Annotated in this window: 16 protein-coding genes; 8 read left to right on the top strand and 8 right to left on the bottom strand. The window is 69.9% G+C overall.

Annotated elements, in window-relative coordinates; all coding sequences use genetic code 11:
* Nucleotides 1–23 precede the first annotated feature (23 nt).
* From AVL48_RS29655 to AVL48_RS29645, 3 genes are all read left to right on the top strand, one after another.
* Entirely contained in the window at nucleotides 24–695 is a 672-nt protein-coding gene (locus AVL48_RS29655; protein WP_244162322.1) for a hypothetical protein, read from the top strand.
* 82 nt (nucleotides 696–777) lie between these two features.
* Nucleotides 778–1,128 carry a GntR family transcriptional regulator gene (locus AVL48_RS29650; protein ID WP_061990461.1) on the top strand — a complete coding sequence of 117 codons (351 nt, stop codon included), beginning with the start codon at nucleotides 778–780 and terminating at the stop codon, nucleotides 1,126–1,128.
* Between the two features lie 29 nt (nucleotides 1,129–1,157).
* Nucleotides 1,158–1,346 carry a hypothetical protein gene (locus tag AVL48_RS29645; protein WP_061990462.1) on the top strand — a complete coding sequence of 63 codons (189 nt, stop codon included), beginning with the start codon at nucleotides 1,158–1,160 and terminating at the stop codon, nucleotides 1,344–1,346.
* 1 nt (nucleotide 1,347) lies between these two features.
* On the opposite strand, the gene AVL48_RS29640 is transcribed toward AVL48_RS29645, so the two are convergent.
* Nucleotides 1,348–2,244 carry a DNA-3-methyladenine glycosylase family protein gene (locus tag AVL48_RS29640; RefSeq protein ID WP_061990463.1) on the bottom strand — a complete coding sequence of 299 codons (897 nt, stop codon included), beginning with the start codon at nucleotides 2,242–2,244 and terminating at the stop codon, nucleotides 1,348–1,350.
* 2 nt (nucleotides 2,245–2,246) lie between these two features.
* Nucleotides 2,247–3,326 (bottom strand): mannose-1-phosphate guanylyltransferase, encoded by a 1,080-nt coding sequence (gene manB, locus AVL48_RS29635; RefSeq protein ID WP_061990466.1) that lies wholly within the window; start codon nucleotides 3,324–3,326, stop codon nucleotides 2,247–2,249.
* A gap of 204 nt (nucleotides 3,327–3,530) precedes the next feature.
* On the opposite strand from manB, the gene AVL48_RS29630 reads away from it, so the two are divergent.
* On the top strand, nucleotides 3,531–3,971 hold the full coding sequence (locus AVL48_RS29630; protein ID WP_082857792.1) for a hypothetical protein: 441 nt from the start codon (nucleotides 3,531–3,533) through the stop codon (nucleotides 3,969–3,971).
* 81 nt (nucleotides 3,972–4,052) lie between these two features.
* Here the strand turns inward: AVL48_RS29630 and AVL48_RS29625 are convergent, their stop codons facing one another.
* The 4 genes from AVL48_RS29625 to AVL48_RS29610 all read right to left on the bottom strand — a co-directional run bounded on the left by AVL48_RS29625 (nucleotide 4,053) and on the right by AVL48_RS29610 (nucleotide 8,586).
* A complete protein-coding gene (locus AVL48_RS29625; protein ID WP_061990448.1) occupies nucleotides 4,053–5,093 on the bottom strand; it encodes a serine hydrolase domain-containing protein in 1,041 nt (346 codons plus the stop codon).
* Between the two features lie 58 nt (nucleotides 5,094–5,151).
* Nucleotides 5,152–6,015, bottom strand: coding sequence for a glycosyltransferase family 2 protein (locus AVL48_RS29620; protein WP_177242258.1), 864 nt, complete (start codon nucleotides 6,013–6,015; stop codon nucleotides 5,152–5,154).
* Nucleotides 6,016–6,323: 308 nt separating this feature from the next.
* The gene (locus AVL48_RS29615) at nucleotides 6,324–7,460 is read right to left on the bottom strand and encodes a glycosyltransferase family 4 protein (protein WP_061990422.1); all 1,137 of its coding nucleotides are present in this window, start codon (nucleotides 7,458–7,460) and stop codon (nucleotides 6,324–6,326) included.
* 67 nt (nucleotides 7,461–7,527) lie between these two features.
* Nucleotides 7,528–8,586, bottom strand: coding sequence for a glycosyltransferase family 4 protein (locus AVL48_RS29610; protein ID WP_061990424.1), 1,059 nt, complete (start codon nucleotides 8,584–8,586; stop codon nucleotides 7,528–7,530).
* A gap of 19 nt (nucleotides 8,587–8,605) precedes the next feature.
* Between AVL48_RS29610 and AVL48_RS29605 the strand changes: the two genes are divergently transcribed.
* The 3 genes from AVL48_RS29605 to AVL48_RS29595 are packed head-to-tail and all read left to right on the top strand — an operon-like array spanning nucleotide 8,606 to nucleotide 13,156.
* Nucleotides 8,606–9,529, top strand: coding sequence for a glycosyltransferase family 2 protein (locus AVL48_RS29605; RefSeq protein ID WP_061990420.1), 924 nt, complete (start codon nucleotides 8,606–8,608; stop codon nucleotides 9,527–9,529).
* A 32-nt stretch (nucleotides 9,530–9,561) separates the two neighbouring features.
* Nucleotides 9,562–12,075 carry a glycosyltransferase gene (locus AVL48_RS29600; RefSeq protein WP_063054151.1) on the top strand — a complete coding sequence of 838 codons (2,514 nt, stop codon included), beginning with the start codon at nucleotides 9,562–9,564 and terminating at the stop codon, nucleotides 12,073–12,075.
* Nucleotides 12,068–13,156: a glycosyltransferase family 4 protein gene (locus AVL48_RS29595; protein WP_063054150.1), complete on the top strand. Its 1,089-nt coding sequence runs from the start codon at nucleotides 12,068–12,070 to the stop codon at nucleotides 13,154–13,156. Before AVL48_RS29600 ends, AVL48_RS29595 begins: the two co-directional genes overlap by 8 nt.
* Before the next feature lie 75 nt (nucleotides 13,157–13,231).
* Here AVL48_RS29595 and rfbD read toward each other — a convergent pair whose 3' ends face one another.
* Together rfbD and rfbB are read right to left on the bottom strand one after the other, a co-directional pair.
* A complete protein-coding gene (rfbD, locus tag AVL48_RS29590; protein ID WP_061990375.1) occupies nucleotides 13,232–14,110 on the bottom strand; it encodes a dTDP-4-dehydrorhamnose reductase in 879 nt (292 codons plus the stop codon).
* Nucleotides 14,107–15,096, bottom strand: a complete 990-nt coding sequence (rfbB, locus tag AVL48_RS29585) for a dTDP-glucose 4,6-dehydratase (RefSeq protein ID WP_061990373.1) — start codon at nucleotides 15,094–15,096, stop codon at nucleotides 14,107–14,109. Before rfbB ends, rfbD begins: the two co-directional genes overlap by 4 nt.
* Before the next feature lie 150 nt (nucleotides 15,097–15,246).
* Here rfbB and AVL48_RS29580 point away from each other — a divergent pair, with 150 nt between their 5' ends.
* Nucleotides 15,247–16,779, top strand: coding sequence for an LCP family protein (locus AVL48_RS29580; RefSeq protein ID WP_061990370.1), 1,533 nt, complete (start codon nucleotides 15,247–15,249; stop codon nucleotides 16,777–16,779).
* Nucleotides 16,780–16,863 lie beyond the last annotated feature (84 nt).

Below are 16,863 nucleotides of genomic sequence, written 5' to 3'. Positions count from 1 at the left end.
CGGCTGACGGTTAAGGGGGAATGATGCTGACGACGCTGACGCCATACCTGGATCGGGTCCGGGTACACAGCAGCGGGGACGGCGACGGCGCCGGCTGGGTACTGCTGATCCTGGCGATCATCATTATCATCATCGTGGTCGTGGTGATCATCGTGAAGGTCAACCAGGCGAAGAAGCCGCCGATGACCTTCCCGCAGAACCCGAACTTCGGCGGTGGCGGCCCGGCTCCGGGTTTCCCGCCGCCTCCCCCGCCCGCCGGCGGTCCGGCGCCGCAGGGCAACTGGCCGCAGCAGCCCCCGCCCGGTTTCCCGCCGCCTCAGCCCGGTTACGGCCAGGCACCCGGCTTCCCGCCGCCCCCGGCCCCGGCTCCGGCGGGTTTCCCGCCGCCGCCCGGCCAGGCCTTCGGCGCGCCCCCGCCAGGGATGTCCCAGCCCGGCATGCCTCAACCCGGCATGCCCCAGCCCGGTTTCCCGCCACCGCCTCCGCCCGCGGGGGCGCCGATCGACGGCAGCGCCGACCGCACGCAGGTCGTGTCCCCGCAGCAGCAAGCGGATGCCGGTGCCGACCGCACCCAGGTCGTCTCGCCCGCGAACGCGGATCGCACCCAGGTCGTCTCCCCGGCGGACGGCGACCGGACGCAGGTCGTGTCCGGTGGCGCGGGTGACGCCACCCAGGTGGTCCCACCCCGCCAGTAGCCGCGGATGTCCGTGAAGGCCTCCTTCCCTACCCTCAGGGTGGTGAAGGAGGCCTTCACGGCATTCAGCAGGGAGAACTCGCATGATCAGGGTCGACCCGAACTCCTCGATCCCACCCTTCGAGCAGGTGCGCACCGGCTACGCGGTACAGATCAACGACGGCACCCTGCCTGTCGGGGCGAAACTCCCCACCGTGCGCAAACTGGCCGAAGACCTCGGCATCGCCCCGAACACCGTCGCCAAGGCCTACCGGGAACTCGAGGAAGCGGGCCTGATCGAGACCCGAGGCCGGGCGGGGACGTTCGTCAGCGCCGTCGGCGACGAATCCCGTGAACGGGCCCGACAGGCCGCGGCCGACTACGCGGCACTGACCAGGAAGCTGGGGCTCGACCGCGACGAAGCCAAAGCGATCGTCGACGCCGCGCTGGGCTGAACGCCTCCCGTGGCGGTTAGGCTCTCGGCATGGTCTTACTCCTGGTACTGGTCGTCCTCTTCGTGGTGCTGGCCGCGGTCGGGATCGGCGTCTACTTCCTCGTGAAGTCGAACAACAAGCCGCGACCGCCCGCCCTGCCGCACCACCGGTACCCGCAGCAGCCGCCGCAATACCCGAGCCGGCAGCAGACCTACCCGCCGCAAGGCTGGGGCAACTGAGTCACATCGCGCGGTAGTCGCGGAGTTCGATCTTCGGCCCGAACCTCGGCCGCCGGAATCCGGCCGTCGACAGGTAGCGCACCGCGCGCTGCCGCTGCGGCGAATACGGCGCCAGCACCTCGGACATCCCGGCGTCGTCGAGTTTCGTGCCGACGAGCGCGTGCCCGACCATCGAGGGGATGTTGTAGTCACCGAAGCTCACCGCGTCCGGGTCGCCCCAGGCACGTTGCGCGATCTCCGCGGCGGTCCACACCCCGATACCGGGGACCTTCCGCAGCCAGGCCCGGCCTTCCACGCCCTTCAGTTCGACGGCCTTCTCCAGCCGGGGCGCGACGCGGGCGGCGTTGATCAGCGTCGTCCGCCGCTTCAGGTCGACCCCGGCGCGATGCCATTCCCAGTCCACGATGGACCGGATGGCGACGGGTGTCGGCGGCACCCGCAGCCGCACCGGTCCCGGCCCCGGTGCCTGCTCCCCGAACCAGCGGCACAGTTCGCCCCAAGACCGCAACGCCTCCGTGCTGGTCACCTTCTGTTCCAGTACGGCGAGCACCAGCGCGTCCCACACCCGGCCGGTCGAACCGAGCCGCAGCCCCGGATTGCGGCGCCGCGCCGCCGCGATGACGTCGTGATGCGCCACGAATGCGGAGTCGTCGTCGTGCGCGCCCAGCATCGCCGGGACACCGTCGAGCAGTCTGTCCGCGCCGGGACCCCAGGCCTCCGCCTCGATCTCGCCGTCGGCGCGCCGCAGCAGCGCGAGCGTGCCCGCGCCGTCCGCGGTGTTGGCGGCCAGCCAGGTGACGCCGCCCTCGGTGCGGACGACGTTGGGCGAGCGTGACCCACGGCTCAGCGGACCCAGCACCGCGTCCAGGTCGAGTTCGTAGCCGGGGGTGAAACGCATGGCTAGGCGTCGCTCGAGAAGCGGATGCCGCCCTCGGGCAGCGTCACCCCGGGCCACACGCGGGCGCCGTCGAGCAGCTCACAGCCCGCGCCCACCGTGGCACCGTCTCCGATGACGACGCCGCGGAGCACCGCTCCCGCGCCGACCTTCACCCCGGCACCGAGCACCGAGCGCTCCACGACCGCCCCTTCGCCGACCTCGGCGCCGTCGAAGACGACCGAGCCATCGACGATCGCGCCCTTGCCGATCAGGGCGCCGGCGCCGATCGTCGTCCCGCCGCGCAGCTCGGCGTCGGCGAAGACGCTGGCGCCTTCCAGCACCAGCGCGTCTCCGGTCGGTCCCGGCAGCGCCGACGTCGGCGCCACACCCCGCACGAGGTCGGAACTGCCCCGGACGAACGCTTCCGGCGTGCCGACGTCGAGCCAGTAGGAGGAGTCCACGAAACCGTGCAGGTGCGCGCCGTTCTCGAGCAGGGAGGGAAAGGTCTCGCGCTCGACCGAGACCCGGCGGCCGGCCGGGATCGACTCGATCACCTCGCGGCGGAAGACGTAGCAGCCGGCGTTGATCTGGTCGGTCGGCGGATTCGGCGTCTTCTCCAGGAAGGCCGTGACGCGGCCGTTCTCGTCCGTGGGCACCGAACCGAAGCGGCTGGGATCGGCGACGCGCTGCAGATGAAGGGTCACCTCCGCGCCGGATTCCGTGTGCGTCCGCAACTGTTCTGAAAGGTCGGCGCCGGAGAGGATGTCACCGTTGAAGACGATCACGTTGTCCGCGCGCAACCGGTCGTAGACGTTGCGGATGGCGCCGGCGGTGTCGAGCGGCTCCTCCTCGACGACGTATTCGAGTTCGAGACCGTGCTCCGACCCGTCACCGAAGTACTCCTCGAAAACCTCGGCCCGATACGAAGTTCCCAGTACAACGTGGGTCATCCCGGCCTCGCGGATCCGCGAGAAGAGGTGACTCAGGTACGGCGTGCCCGCCGTCGGGAGCATCGGTTTGGGCGCCGAGAGGGTCAGCGGGCGCAGCCGGGTTCCCTTCCCCCCGACGAGCACCACGGCATCGGCCTTGACCTCAGACGTCACAGAGAACTCCTCCTGTATCACGCGCCGCCGGGCGACAAGCCGCGGGAAACCCTGACGGCGGCCGCCCCGAGGGCCTACCCTAGACAGCACACAGTCGGCCCTGAACCCAGAGGGCCCCAGGTCAGTCGGGAGGCCTAGGGGATGGACCCCCGTGCTCGGGCGGACGCCTTGCTCGCACGTGCCAGCGCACGTGGAGCCTTCGTCGTGACACCGGACAACGCGACGTCACCGATGGACTCCGCGAATACCCAGCAGATCCCCCGATCGGTGGTCGCGGAGATCGACCGTTCATCGGACCCGGACACCACCACGCAGCTCCCGGCCTCCCTGATCGCGGAGAACGATCACCCGCTGGCGGGGACCGAACCGACGACGCGGCTGGACATGCCGCCGGTGCGCGCCGAGGGCGCGACCCGGCCGCAGCCGCATCCCCGTCGGCAGGGCGCGCAGCCAACGCGGCCGCTGCCGCAGGCGACGACACCGCTCGCCCGCAGGCCGCCCGCCGCTCCGGTGCGAAGCCCGCTGATCGAGCGGCCGGAGCAGGAGCAGGAGACCACCGAGAACGAGGTCGGCGGCCTGGTGCCGACGGTCAAGCAGAACCCTTCGGGCCGGTCGAACCTTTCGCGGCGGCTGGACGGCATCTAGCCCCCTCGCGCGTGCTATGAAAGGTCCTTTCCTTGCAAATTTTGCAAGGAAAGGACCTTTCATAGCGTTCGGGGACCCACCTCAAGAAGCGCGGATCACCCGGTCGATCTCCTGGATCGCCGCACCCCCGCCGTAAGTGGCATTGGACAGCATCGCGACGTCCAGCCCCTTGGACGGATAGTGCCGCGCGAGCGAGCAGACGCCGACGTTCCCGCCGTCCTTGTAGTAGTTCCACACCGAGCCGTCGGGCTCCAGGACGAATGCGAGGCCGAAGCCGTACCAAACGCCGCTGCTGTGGCGCACTCGCGGCGTGAGGAACTCCTTCGTGCGCTCCGGCGAGAGAAGCCGTTCCTCCCGGATGGCGCGCAGGAACAGGACGAGGTCGCCGACGGTGCAGTACGCACCCCCATCAGGTGAACCGATCGGCGGGTAACTGAAGATGTTCTGCTTCCAGCCGGTGACGCGCTCGCCGTCGAGGATCGGGTCCCAGCCCTCGGCGACCCTCGGCCGCGGCTCACGCCGGTCGAAGAAGCCCGAAGCGGTCATCCCCGCGCGGTCCAGTACGGCCTCCTGGACGTGGTCGCGATACGGCCTCCCGGTGATCTCCTCGATCACCAGTCCGGCGAGGACGTATCCCGAGTTGCAGTACCGGCAGCCCTCGCCCGGCGCGAAATTCGGTGTCCGGTAAGCGAAATTGGGCAGATGATCACGCGTGTTCACAACTGAGTACACCGGCTTGTCGACCCACAGCGCCTCGTAGCTTTCGCCGGCTTCCTCGTCCGCGTCGTCGGCGATCCCGGACGTATGCGTGAGCAGCTGCCGCGTCGTCGCCCCGAGCGCGATCGCCGTGCCGGTGAGGTCGATGATCTCTCCGATCGGGCGGTCGAGGTCCAGCCGGCCCTCGTCGACCAGCCGCAGCGCGGCGACGGCGGTGACGAGCTTGGTGACCGACGCCGTGTCGTACCGCACGTCCGGCGCGTTCGGCACCGACCAGCGGCGGCTGGCGAGGCCGTAACCGCGCTCGAACAACGTCTCGTCACCGCGCCGGATCAGCACGACGCCGGAGAAACGGTCTTCGCCGGCGCGTTCGGTCAGCCGACTGTCCAGTTCGGCGAGGTCCATGCACCGACGGTAACGACGGCCGGGAGCCGAGTCGCGTGAGTTCCGGTCAATGGAACTGCTACTTCTGGCGCGTCTCCAGCTTGAGCCGCAGGGCGAGCCCGATCTTCACCGCGAGCAGGACCGGCTTCCACCGGAGGCCGCGGTGACGGTCCGCCAGGTAGCGGTAGGCACTGTCGTGGTGAGCGCGCAGCATCTTCTCCGAAGCCTGCGAAGTCGAATGCCCGCCGATGTGCATGACGCTGGACGAAGGCGCGTACACGTTCAGCCAGCCCGCGCGGGACAGCCGGTCACCGAGGTCGACGTCCTCGAAGTACATGAAGTAGCGCGTGTCGAATCCGTCGACCGAGTCGAAGGCCTCGCGGCGAAACAGCTGGCAGGACCCGGAAAGCCAGCCCGCCGTGCGCTCGACCGGCGTGCCGGTCTCCTGGCGGTACTGACGCGTCCACGGGTTGCCCGGCCAGATCTTGCCGAAGACCGCGTGCCCGATCCCGCGACCGAACGACGGCAGCAACCGGGCCGACGGGTAGACGGTGCCGTCGAGATCGTGGATGAGCGGCCCGAACGCGCCACCCCGCGGCCAGCGTTCGGCGACCTCCAGCAGCGCGTCGAGCGAACCGGGCTCCCATTCGAGGTCCGGGTTCACCACGACGACCCAGCCGTAGCTGTCGTCGAGTTCCGCGACACCTCGGTTCGCGGCCGTCCCGTAGCCGACGTTCTCACCGATGCTGAGCAACTTGACGTTGTCCCGGCGGGCGGCCTTCTCCGGCGCGCCGTCCGTGGAGGCGTTGTCGGCGACGACGACCTGGACTTCCCGGTCCGTCGCCTTCTCGAGCGTGTCGAGGAACTTCTCGAGGGTTTCGCCGGGGAAGTACGTCACGGTCACGACGGCGAGCCCGTCGCCGTAGCTGGGGTGCTCAGTCACGCGGCCATTGTCCACCCGTCACGGAACGTGTCTCGCGCCCCCACCCCGAGCGGCGAAGCGATAGCAAAGGTCCCTTGCTCGCCCGGCGACGCTGGTCGGAGTGGCGATTCGGATTAGGGCGAATCCTCTCTCGCGTGAAGTACATGATGGCCCCCTTCTTTGCGCTAGGCACAATGAAGGGGGCCATCATGTACTGGGGAAGGTGTGGAGGTCGAGTTTTCTTGGCTTCGACTACCGGGCTAACCCGCCGTAGGTACCTAAAACGCCCTCGGCTAGAAGCCGAATCGCCACTCACGACCAGCGCAACCTCAGCCCGCCCGCCGCTGCGCATGCCGGTACCAAGCCTTCGCGTACGCCTCCCGGTGCCGCTCCGCGGTCGTCGCCCACGAGAACTCCTTCGCCCGCCGAAGCGCGGCTTCGGCCAGCTCCGCCCGCCGCGAGGGATCGTCGAGCAGTTCCGAGATCGCCGCCGCGACGTCTCCGGCGCCGACCCCGCAATAGGCGACCGCGTCCCCGCCGACCTCGGGCAGCGAGAGCCGCCGGGTAGTGAGCACGGCCGCGCCGCACGCCATCGCCTCCAGCACCGGCAGCCCGAAACCTTCGCCGAGACTCGGATACGCGACCAGTTCGGAACCGCCGAGGAACCCGGCGAGCGTGTCGAACGGCAGGTAGCCCGCCCGGATCACCCGCAGCCGGTGCGGCACGGCGTCCAGGGCGCGTTCGACCTGCGAATCCCAGCCCGGCTGACCTGCCAGCACCAGTGCGGGCGGGTTCGGCCTGGCGGTGACAGCGTGCGCGAAGCCGCGGATCAGCGCCGGAACGTTCTTGCGCGGCTCCAGCGCGCCGAGGAAAGCCACGTACGGCGTCTTCCCGAGTCCGACGGCCTTACGCGCGGCCTCGATCTCGGCGGGCGAAGGCGGATGAAACCGGTCCGGTTCGACTCCGTGGTGGATGATCTCCAGCTCGGCCGTGCGCACCTGGCCGACGCGCTCCAGTTCGGCCGCCGTCGCGAGGCTCGGCACGACACACAGCGTCGCGCGGCGAAGCGCCGTCGCGGTCCAGGCGCGGAAGAAGCGCGCCTTCACCGAGGAGTGCAGGATAGCGTCGGTGAAGAAGGTCGCGTCGTGCAGCGTCACCACCGAAGCGACCGGGCTGGCCAGAGGCATCGTGTAGTGCGGCGAGTGGACGACGTCGGCGGCGAGTCGCCGGACCAGTCTCGGCAGCGTGGCCTGTTCCCAGGTCAGCCGGGCCGTCCTGGTCGAAGTCGACGGCGAGGTGGGCACGATCCGCGCACCGGGCGCGAGCCGGTCGTAGAGCACCGCGTCCCGCGGCTGGCAGACGACGGTGATCCGCGCGCCGTCCGCGTCCAGCGCCGCGACCAGCGAATCCACGTAACGACCGACGCCACCCCGGTCCGCGGGGACGGCGGTCGCGTCGATCAGCACGCGAGGGTCATCGGTCACCCTTGCAGGGTACGGCGGCGCACTAGCCCCGCGGAGAGGAACCGAAAAACTAATCGCGCTGGTGAAGGGCCCAAAGGGCCGTAGCCGCGCGCCTCCAGGTGAACTCACTCGATCGGATGAGGCCGCCATCACGCAGCGCAGCCGCCTGCTCCGGATGGCCTAGTAGCTCCTCAAGGGCGTTGGCAAGCGCTTGCGCGTCACCCACCGGTACGACGACGCCCGCTCCCCCGGCCACTTCGACCAGGGCCGGGACGTCCGAGTGCACCACCGGCACTCCCACCGCCATCGCCTCGATCAGCGGCAGCCCGAAGCCCTCCGCCCGGCTCGGCATCGCGAGCACCGAAGCACCCCGCAACGCGAACGCCAGTTCCGCGTCGCTCACCTTCCCCAGCAGCCGGACGTCTGCGCCGTGCTCCCGCGCCAGCGCCATCGGGTCGATCCCGCCCCAGCCGGGCTGCCCGGCCAGCACCAGCGGCGTCCCGATCCGGCCGGCGGCCTCGATCAGCACGTCGATGCCTTTGCGCGGCTCGATCGTCCCGATCGCGAGCACGTACCGCTCGGGCAGCTCGACCTCGGTGAACGCGGCAGGCGGCCGCACGCCGTGCGGGATCACGCTCACCGGCACCGAAACCGGCACCAGCCCGGCGAGCTCGTCCGCGACCGCTCGTGTGGGCACGGTCAGCGCGGTCGCCCGCCGCGCGGCCCGCGCGATCACCGCCTTGTGCCACGCGACGCCACGCGGAGTGAGCGTCTCGGGATGCGTCCACGGCACGGTGTCGTGCACCGCGACCGACAGCGTCCGCCCCTTCGGCACCCGGGCGGGCGCGAGCGGCGTCGGCGCGTGGACCGCGTCGCCGCCCGGCCACCACGGCAGGCCCAGCTGCCAGGCCGCGATCAGCCCCCGGGGCGGGATCGGCAGCACGCGCGGCCCCTCGACCCCCTCGACGACCGCGGCTTCGACGTCGGCGTGCCGCGCGACCACGCTCGACACCGTCCAGCCCGGTGGCGCGGTCTCGGCGAGCGCCCGCAGCAGCTCACCGGTGTAGCGGCCGGTCCCGCCGGGGACGGGCGCCAGCAGCTGCTCGGCGAGCACGACCAGTTCGGGCATGGTCTCTATTGTCTCTGGCATGACCGACGCCGAACCGAGCACCACCGTCGTCGTGGTCACCTGGCGCGGCGCCGCGCACGTCACCGCCTGCCTCGACGCGCTCGCCGCGCAGTCCCGTCCGCATCGGACCTTGGTCGTCGACAACGCCTCGGACGACGGGACGGCCGCGCTCCTCGCCGCCCACCCGTCGAAGCCCGAGGTGCTCCGCCTGCGGCGCAACACCGGTTACGCGGGCGCCATGGCCGCGGCGCTGGCCAAAGTGGACACTCCGCTGATGGCCTGGCTGAACGACGACGCCGTGCCCGCTCCGGAGTGGCTGGCGACCTGCGAAGACACCCTCGCCGAGGCTCCGCTCGCCGCAGCCGTGAGCGCCCGGCTGACGCTGGCCGACGGAACCGTCCAGTCCACCGGTGTCCGTCTGACCGCCGACGGCCACGGCGCCGACCTGCCCAACGCCGACGGCGAGATCTTCGGCTTCTGCGGGGGCGCCGCCCTGCTGAACGCCGAGGCGCTGCGCTCCGTCGGCGGCATCCCTGCCTCCTACTTCTGCTACTACGAGGACACCGATACCGCGTGGCGGCTGCGGCTGGCGGGCTGGGACGTCGTCCGCGCCGCCGCCGACGTCACCCACCGGCATGGTGCCAGTACGCGGCCGGGTTCGGTCCGGTTCCACCTGTGGAACGAACGCAATCGCCTGCTCACCCTCGTCCGGTGCGCGCCGAGCGAGATGGCGGTCCGCCAGCTGGTGAAGTTCGCCGCGCTCACGCTCGTACTACCCCTTCGAGGGAAACCGGCGGCGCCGAACTTCCGTCTGAGCCTCCGGTGCCGGGTGCTGGCCGCCGTGGTGGTCCGGCTGCCGCGCACGCTGGTCGAGCGGCGGGCCATCGGCCGCCGCGCCGCACTCGGTCGAGGCGCGGTTTGGGAGGCGTGGGCGGGCATTTAAGCTTGCCGCAATCGAGAGCAGGGAGTACGGCTTTGGCGCAGGGGGAAACGCAACCGGTCGTCTCGGTGATCGTGGTGAACTATCGCGGAGCCGCCGACACCGTCGCCTGCCTGCGCGCGCTCGCTGAACACGATTACCCGAACCTCGAGGTCATCTGCGTCGACAACGCTTCCGGCGGCTCCGACGTGGCCGAAATCAAGGCGGCGGCCCCGGGCGTCAAGCTCGTCGAGTCCCCGGTGAACTCCGGCTTCGCGGGCGGCTGCAACCTCGGTGCGGCGCACGCTACCGGCACCGTCCTCGCCTTCCTCAACAACGACGCCCGCCCGGCTCCGGGCTGGGTGCGCGCGGCCGTCGCCGAACTACGCGCGCAACCGACGGTCGCCGCGGTGGCCAGCAAGGTCCTCGACTGGGACGGCACCGGCACCGACTTCGTCGACGCGGGCCTGACCTGGTTCGGCATGGGCTACAAACGGCACGCCGGAAGCCCGCTGGCCGATGTCCCTGCCGCCGACCACGAGATCGCCAAGGACGTCCTGTTCGCCACCGGTTCGGCGATGTTCGTCCGCGCCGGGGTGTTCGCCGGACTCGGCGGTTTCGACGAGCGGTTCTTCATGTTCTACGAGGACGTCGACCTCGGCTGGCGTCTCAACCTGCGCGGCTGGCGCGTCCGGTACGTGCCGGAGTCGCTGACCTACCACAAGCACCATGCCACGATGTCCACAGTGGACGCGCCGGACTCCGGGCGGGAGACGTTCCTGCTGGAGCGCAACGCGTTGGCGGCGCTGTACAAGAACCTCTCCGACGAAACACTCTCGCGTGCCCTGCCCGCCGCGCTGGCGTTGGCCGTCCGCCGGGCGACCGCGCGCGGTGACCTCGACGCGACCCGGTTCGACCTCGCCAAGGGCGTCGGCCCGGCCGAGACCGGTCCGGTGGAGGTACCGCGGACGACGCTGGCCGGGGTGCTGGCGATCGATCAGTTCGTCGAACTACTGCCGTCGCTCGCCGAGTCGCGCGCCGCCGAGCAGGCCGCCCGCGTCTGCACCGACGCCGATCTGCTTCCCTTGCTGCGCAAGGCTTTGGAGCCCGCGTACCCGCTGCCTCGTTACCTCGCCGCGCACGAAATCCTGGTCGAGACCTTCGGCATCGACGCGCTCTTCGGACAGCGCCGCAAGATCCTGGTGATCACCGGGGACGCGATCACCGAGCGGATGGCGGGCCCGGCGATCCGCGCGTGGAACATCTCCGCGACACTGGCCGCCGAACACGACGTCCATCTGGTGACGGTCAACCCGCTCGCCGACCCGCCGCCCGCGCCGTTCCAGGTCAGCGCGGCGACGCGGCGCGAGCTGGAGGCCCCGATCGCGTGGGCCGACATCATCGTCCTGCAAGGTCACGTGCTGGAACTCGCGCCCGCGCTCAAGAAGCAGTACGCGCACAAGATCGTCGTCGCGGATCTCTACGACCCGATGCACCTGGAACTGCTGGAACAGGGCAAGGGTGTCGCCGACGACAAGCGTGCGAAGGACCTCATCGGGGTCACCAAGGTCCTCGACGCGCAACTGGAACGCGGCGACTTCTTCCTGTGCGCCTCGGAGCGGCAGCGTCATTTCTGGCTCGGGCACCTCGCCGCGCTGGGCAGGCTTTCGCCGCGCCTCTACGACGCGGACCCGACCACGCAGTCGCTGCTCTCGGTCGTCCCATTCGGCTTGTCACCGCAGGCGCCGGTGCGCACCGGACCCGGCCTGCGGTCCACTTTGGACGGCATCGGCGAGACCGACCACGTCGTACTGTGGGCGGGCGGGGTCTACAGCTGGTTCGACCCGCTCACGCTGGTCCGCGCGATCGAGAAACTGCGGCAGCGCCGCGGCGACGTCCGGCTGGTGTTCCTCGGGATGAAGCATCCCAACCCCGAGGTCGCCGAAATGGACATCGGCGCGCGCACGATGCTGCTGTCCGACACGCTCGGGCTCACCGGCAAACACGTGTTCTTCAACCAGCACTGGGTGCCGTTCGAGGAGCGCCAGAACTGGCTGCTGGACGCCGACTGCGGCGTCACCACGCACTACGAACACGTCGAGACGACGTTCGCGTTCCGTACCAGGGTGCTGGACTATCTGTGGGCTGGTCTGCCGATCGTCACCACCGACGGCGACTCGTTCGCCGACCTGGTCCGTGAGGAACGGCTCGGCGTCGTCGTCCCGGCCGAGAACGTGGACGCGCTGGCCGACGCGCTGGAAAAGGCGTTGTACGACGAGGAGTTCGCGGCGGGCTGCGTCGAGCGGATGGCCGCCGTCGCCCGGCGTTATGCCTGGCCGGAGGCGCTGAAACCGCTCGTGGAGTTCTGCCGGAACCCGCGCCCAGCGGCCGACCGGCTACCCGGCTCGGAAGACCTCGTGGTCACCGAACCGGTGCGGGGCAAGGAAATGCTGCGTCGCGACGTCGACCTGATCCGCGAATATCTCGCCGACGGCGGCCCGAAGGAACTCGCGCGGCGCGTCGGCGGCCGGGTGGTCAAGGTCGCCAAGCAAAGGCTCGGCCGTGGGTGATCGCCCCTTGCGCGTCCTGCTCGACGGGACCCCGCTTCTCGGTGCCAGGACGGGTATCGGCCGGTACACGGTCGCCCTGTCCGAAGAACTCGCCTCGATGTCCGAAGTGGACACTCGCGCGGTCGCGTTCACCTTGCGCGGCTGGCGACGGCTGCGGCACGTCCTCCCGCACGGCGTCCGGGCCCGCGGAATGCCGGTGGCGGCGCGGTTGCTGCGCAAGGCGTGGCTGCGTTCGCAACTGCCGCCGGTGGAACTGTTCGCCGGACCGACGGACGTCGTGCACGGCACGAACTTCGTCCTGCCCGGCCGGTTCCGCGCGGCCGGTGTGGTGACCATTCACGATCTGGCCTTTCTGGACGCTCCCGAGGAACTCGCGCCGAGCGATCACGAGCTGCCGCGACTGGTCCGCCGGGGCGCCCGGCTCTCCGACGTCATCTGCACGCCGACCAACGCCGTCGCCGACCAGATCGCCGAACGGCTCGACGTGGACCGCCGCAAGATCGTGGTCACCCCGCTCGGGGTGAATCCGGCCTGGTTCACCGCGCGGCCGCCGGACAAGGAACGCCGCAAGGAACTCGGACTCCCGGACAAGTACCTGCTCTTCGCCGGCGCACCCGGGCCGCGTAAGGGTCTGCGCTGGCTCCAGCGGGCCCACGAGGCGGCGCCGGATCTGCCGGATCTCGTGTTCGCCGGACCGGGTTCGTTCTCGGTGGGCTCACGTTCGCGGCATCTCGGCTATCTCTCGGACGTGAACCTGCGGACGGTCGTCGCCGGGGCCAGCGCGCTGGTGCTGCCCTCGCGCGACGAGGGTTTCGGGCTCCCGGTGCTGGAGGCGATGGCCTCGGACGTTCCCGTGGTGTGCACGGACATCCCGGCACTGCGCGAAGTCGCCGGGAACTGCGCGAGCCTGGTCCCGTACGAGGACGTGGACGCGCTCGTGGAGGCGTTGCGGATCGCCGTCAGCGACCCGCACGCCGTCGCCACCTCGGCCGCACGCCGCGCCCACGTCGCGAACTTCACCTGGCGCGCGTGCGCCGAACTCACCGTCGCCGCCTACCGCAAGGCCAGCACCGAACACTGACGCCTCGCGTTTCGTCCTCTGAATGCGGTACTTGCGTGTGCAACTACCGCATTCAGAGGACGAAACGCACGGAGATCAAGACGCGAAGTAGGCCTTGAGTGCCTCGGTCCAGTCCCGAAGCGGCGTGAGACCGGCCTCTCGCCATGAAGCGTTCGACAGCACCCCGTACGCCGGCCGAGTCGCCGGACGCGGGAATTCCGCCGTCGTACAAGGCTTCACCCGCGCCGGGTCGGCGCCGAGTTCCGCGAAGATCGCCCGCGCGAACCCACACCACGTCGTCGACCCGCCACCGGTGCAATGCAGTACCCGCTGCGCCGGCCCTTCCCCGGCCGCCACCCGCCCTGCCAGCTCCAGCAGCCCGGCGGCGAGATCGCGGGACCACGTCGGCGAACCGGTCTGGTCGTCCACAACGGACAGTTCTTCACGCTCCTTTTCCAGGCGCGCCATGGTCTTCACGAAGTTCGAACCGGTCTTGCCGTACACCCAGGAGGTACGGACGATCCAGGAGCGCGCACCGGAGCCGAGGACGGCGTCCTCGCCCGCGGCTTTCGTGCGGCCGTAGGCGTTGAGCGGCCCCAGCCGATCACCGGGCTCGTACGGCGAAGTCGCGTCTCCCGCGAAGACGTAGTCCGTCGAGACGTGGATGAGCGGCACTCCGCGCGACGAGCACGCGGCGGCGAGCACCCTCGGACCGTCGGCGTTCACCGCGAACGCGCGTTCCTCATCGGCTTCCGCCGCGTCCACCGCGGTGTAGGCCGCCGCGTTGATCACCACCGGCGAGGTCCCGGCCGCGCGGGCCCGGGCCGCCAGCGCCGTCACCGCGGCGATGACCTGGCCGGTGTCGCGCACGTTCAGCTCCGCCGACGAGGGCGTCACGGCATCTGGCACCAAGGCGGCGATGTCCTGACCGAGCTGACCGGAACCACCCGGCACGAGCAGGCTCAGCACCGTCATTTCCCCTGTGCCGAACGATTCTTGAGCGGCTCCCACCACGACCGGTTTTCGGCGTACCAGGCGACGGTTTCGGCCAGTCCGTCCTCAAAGGACTTTCGAGGGGCGTAACCGAGCTCCTGCGAGATCTTGGTGATGTCGACCGAGTACCGGCGGTCGTGCCCCTTGCGGTCCTCGACCGGCTCGACCATCTCCCAGTCCGCGCTGACGGCGGCCAGCAGCCGCTCGGTCAGCTCGCGGTTGGTCAGTTCCGTGCCACCGCCGATGTTGTAGACCTCGCCCGGCCTGCCGCCGTCGGCCACGTACTGGATACCGCGACAGTGATCGTCCACGTGCAGCCAGTCACGCACGTTGAGCCCGTCGCCGTACAGCGGGACCTTCCGGCCGTCGAGCAGGTTGGTCACGAAGAGCGGGATGACCTTCTCCGGGAATTGGTACGGACCGTAGTTGTTCGAGCACCGCGTGACACAGACCGGCAGTCCATGCGTACGGAAGAAGGACCGTGCCAACAGATCCGAGGACGCCTTCGAAGCCGAGTACGGCGAATTCGGCTCCAGCGCGTGGTCTTCGCTCCAGGAACCCTGTTCGATGGAGCCGTAGACCTCGTCGGTGGACACGTGCACGAACTTCCCGACCTCGGCTTCGAGCGCGCCCTGCAACAGGGTCTGCGTGCCCAGGACGTTGGTCAGCACGAAGTCGGCCGCCCCCGCGATCGAACGGTCCACATGGGACTCGGCGGCGAAGTGCACGACCAGGTCGACACCCCGCATCAGCTCGCTGACCAGGGCGGCGTCGCAGATGTCGCCCTTTTCGAACCGGTAGCGCGGGTTCTTGCTCACCGGCTCCAGATTCGCTTCGTTACCCGCGTAGGTCAGCTTGTCGAGCACGACGACCTCGGCGTCGGCCAAGCTCGGGTACGCCCCCGTCAGCACCTGCCGGACGTAATGCGAACCGATGAACCCGGCACCCCCAGTGACCAGCACCCGCATCCCGCGACCCTCTCTCCACGACTTCCCGACCGGTCGAGTGTGTCACGGCCGGGGCAACCTTTCACCAGCCTACGGACGTCTAACACGTGGGTCAGTAGAGTTATGTCCGAGGCACACGTGTGCCCTGGGGAGATTCGTGGAGGACCGCACGTGACCGAGTGGCCCGGGCCACCCAATCCGGCGCGCCGTGGCGGCTTCGTGGTGTTCGCCCGTCGCGGGGTGAAGGTCGTCCTCAGCCTGATCTCGATCACCATCCTGGCGCTCACCTGGTGGGGGTGGCAACTCATCGGCGACCAGGCGCAGGGATTCGCCACGACGAACCTCTTCGAGGACAACGGCCACCCGCCGGCGAAACCGCTGGACGGCGCGATCGACATCCTGCTCGTCGGCCAGGACAGCCGCACCGACGCGCAGGGCAACCCGCTGCCGCGCGAGGTCCTCGACATGCTCCACGCCGGCAACTCCGACGGCGAGCGCCAGACCGACACGATGATCCTGGTGCACATCCCCCAGAACGGCGAGAAGGCGATCGCGATCTCCTTCCCCCGCGACTCGTGGGTCGAGATCACCGGCGGCTTCGGCAAGCACAAGCTCAACAGCGCGTACGTGTACGCCTACAACGACACGTCGAAGACGCTGCAGCAGCAGGGCAACTCCGACCTCAAGGACGTCGACGCCAAGGCCAAGGACGCCGGACGCAAGAACCTGATCGCGACGCTGGAAAAGTTCATCGGCAAGCCGAAGATGATCGACCGGTACGCCGAGGTGAACCTGGCGAGCTTCTACGAGATCACCAAGGCGATCGGCGGCGTCGAGGTCTGCCTCAACGGTCCGGTCAAGGAGCGGAAGTCCGGGGTCGACCTGCCCGCCGGACGGCAGACCGTCGAGGGCGTCCAGGCGCTCGCGTTCGTCCGCCAGCGGTACGACCTGCAGAATGGCGACCTCGACCGGATCGCGCGCCAGCAGGCCTTCCTGTCCGGGCTGGCGAACAAGGTCCTCTCGTCCGACGTCCTGACCAACCCGGCGAAGATCTCGAACCTGATCGAAGCGGTGAAGAAATCGGTCGTGCTGTCGGCCGGCTGGGACCTGCCGGAGTTCGCCGCGCAGATGCGCGGCCTGAGCAGCGGCAACGTCGAATTCCACACGATCCCGACCCAGGGTGACGCGATCATCGGCGGCGCCGCCGTGCTCCGCGTGGACCCGGCGCAGGTGCAGGCCGAGATCAACCGGCTGACCTCCGACGGGCAGCCGCCGTCCACCGAGGCCCCGGCCACCCTGCCGGGCGCGGAAGCGGTGACCGTCGAACTGTTCGACGGGTCGGGTTCGCCCTCGCTGGCCTCCGACACCCGGAACCTCTTGCAAGGCAAGGGGTTCAAACTCGCCGCCGACACCAAGCTCAGCACGCGCAACTCCACCGTCATCCGGTACGCGCCAGGCGACGAGAAGGCGCTCGACCTGATCAAGCAGGTCTTCGGCACCACGCTGCTGGCCGAAGCGGATCGCGACGTCGCCCCCGGCAAGGTGCGGGTCCTGCTCGGCAAGGACTTCAAGGGAGCGCCCGCCGGCGCGACCACGGCACCCCCCAAGTCGTCGGCCGCCTCGAAGCCGGCTCAGCCGCCCTCCAGTGCTCCGGCGCCGACCACGACGCCGATCGTCGCGGGCAATGTGCCCTGCGTCAATTAATGCCCGGGTACTCAGCGTGGCCGACCTCCCGGTGACCTAGCCTTCTCCTACGATCGGACCGACGGGCAGCGCGAGGGGTGGTGA

This window comes from Amycolatopsis regifaucium (assembly GCF_001613935.1).
GTDB classification, from domain to species: domain Bacteria; phylum Actinomycetota; class Actinomycetes; order Mycobacteriales; family Pseudonocardiaceae; genus Amycolatopsis; species Amycolatopsis regifaucium.
Note: the sequence above shows the minus strand (reverse complement) of the source record. Positions and strands in the feature narration are given on the sequence as shown.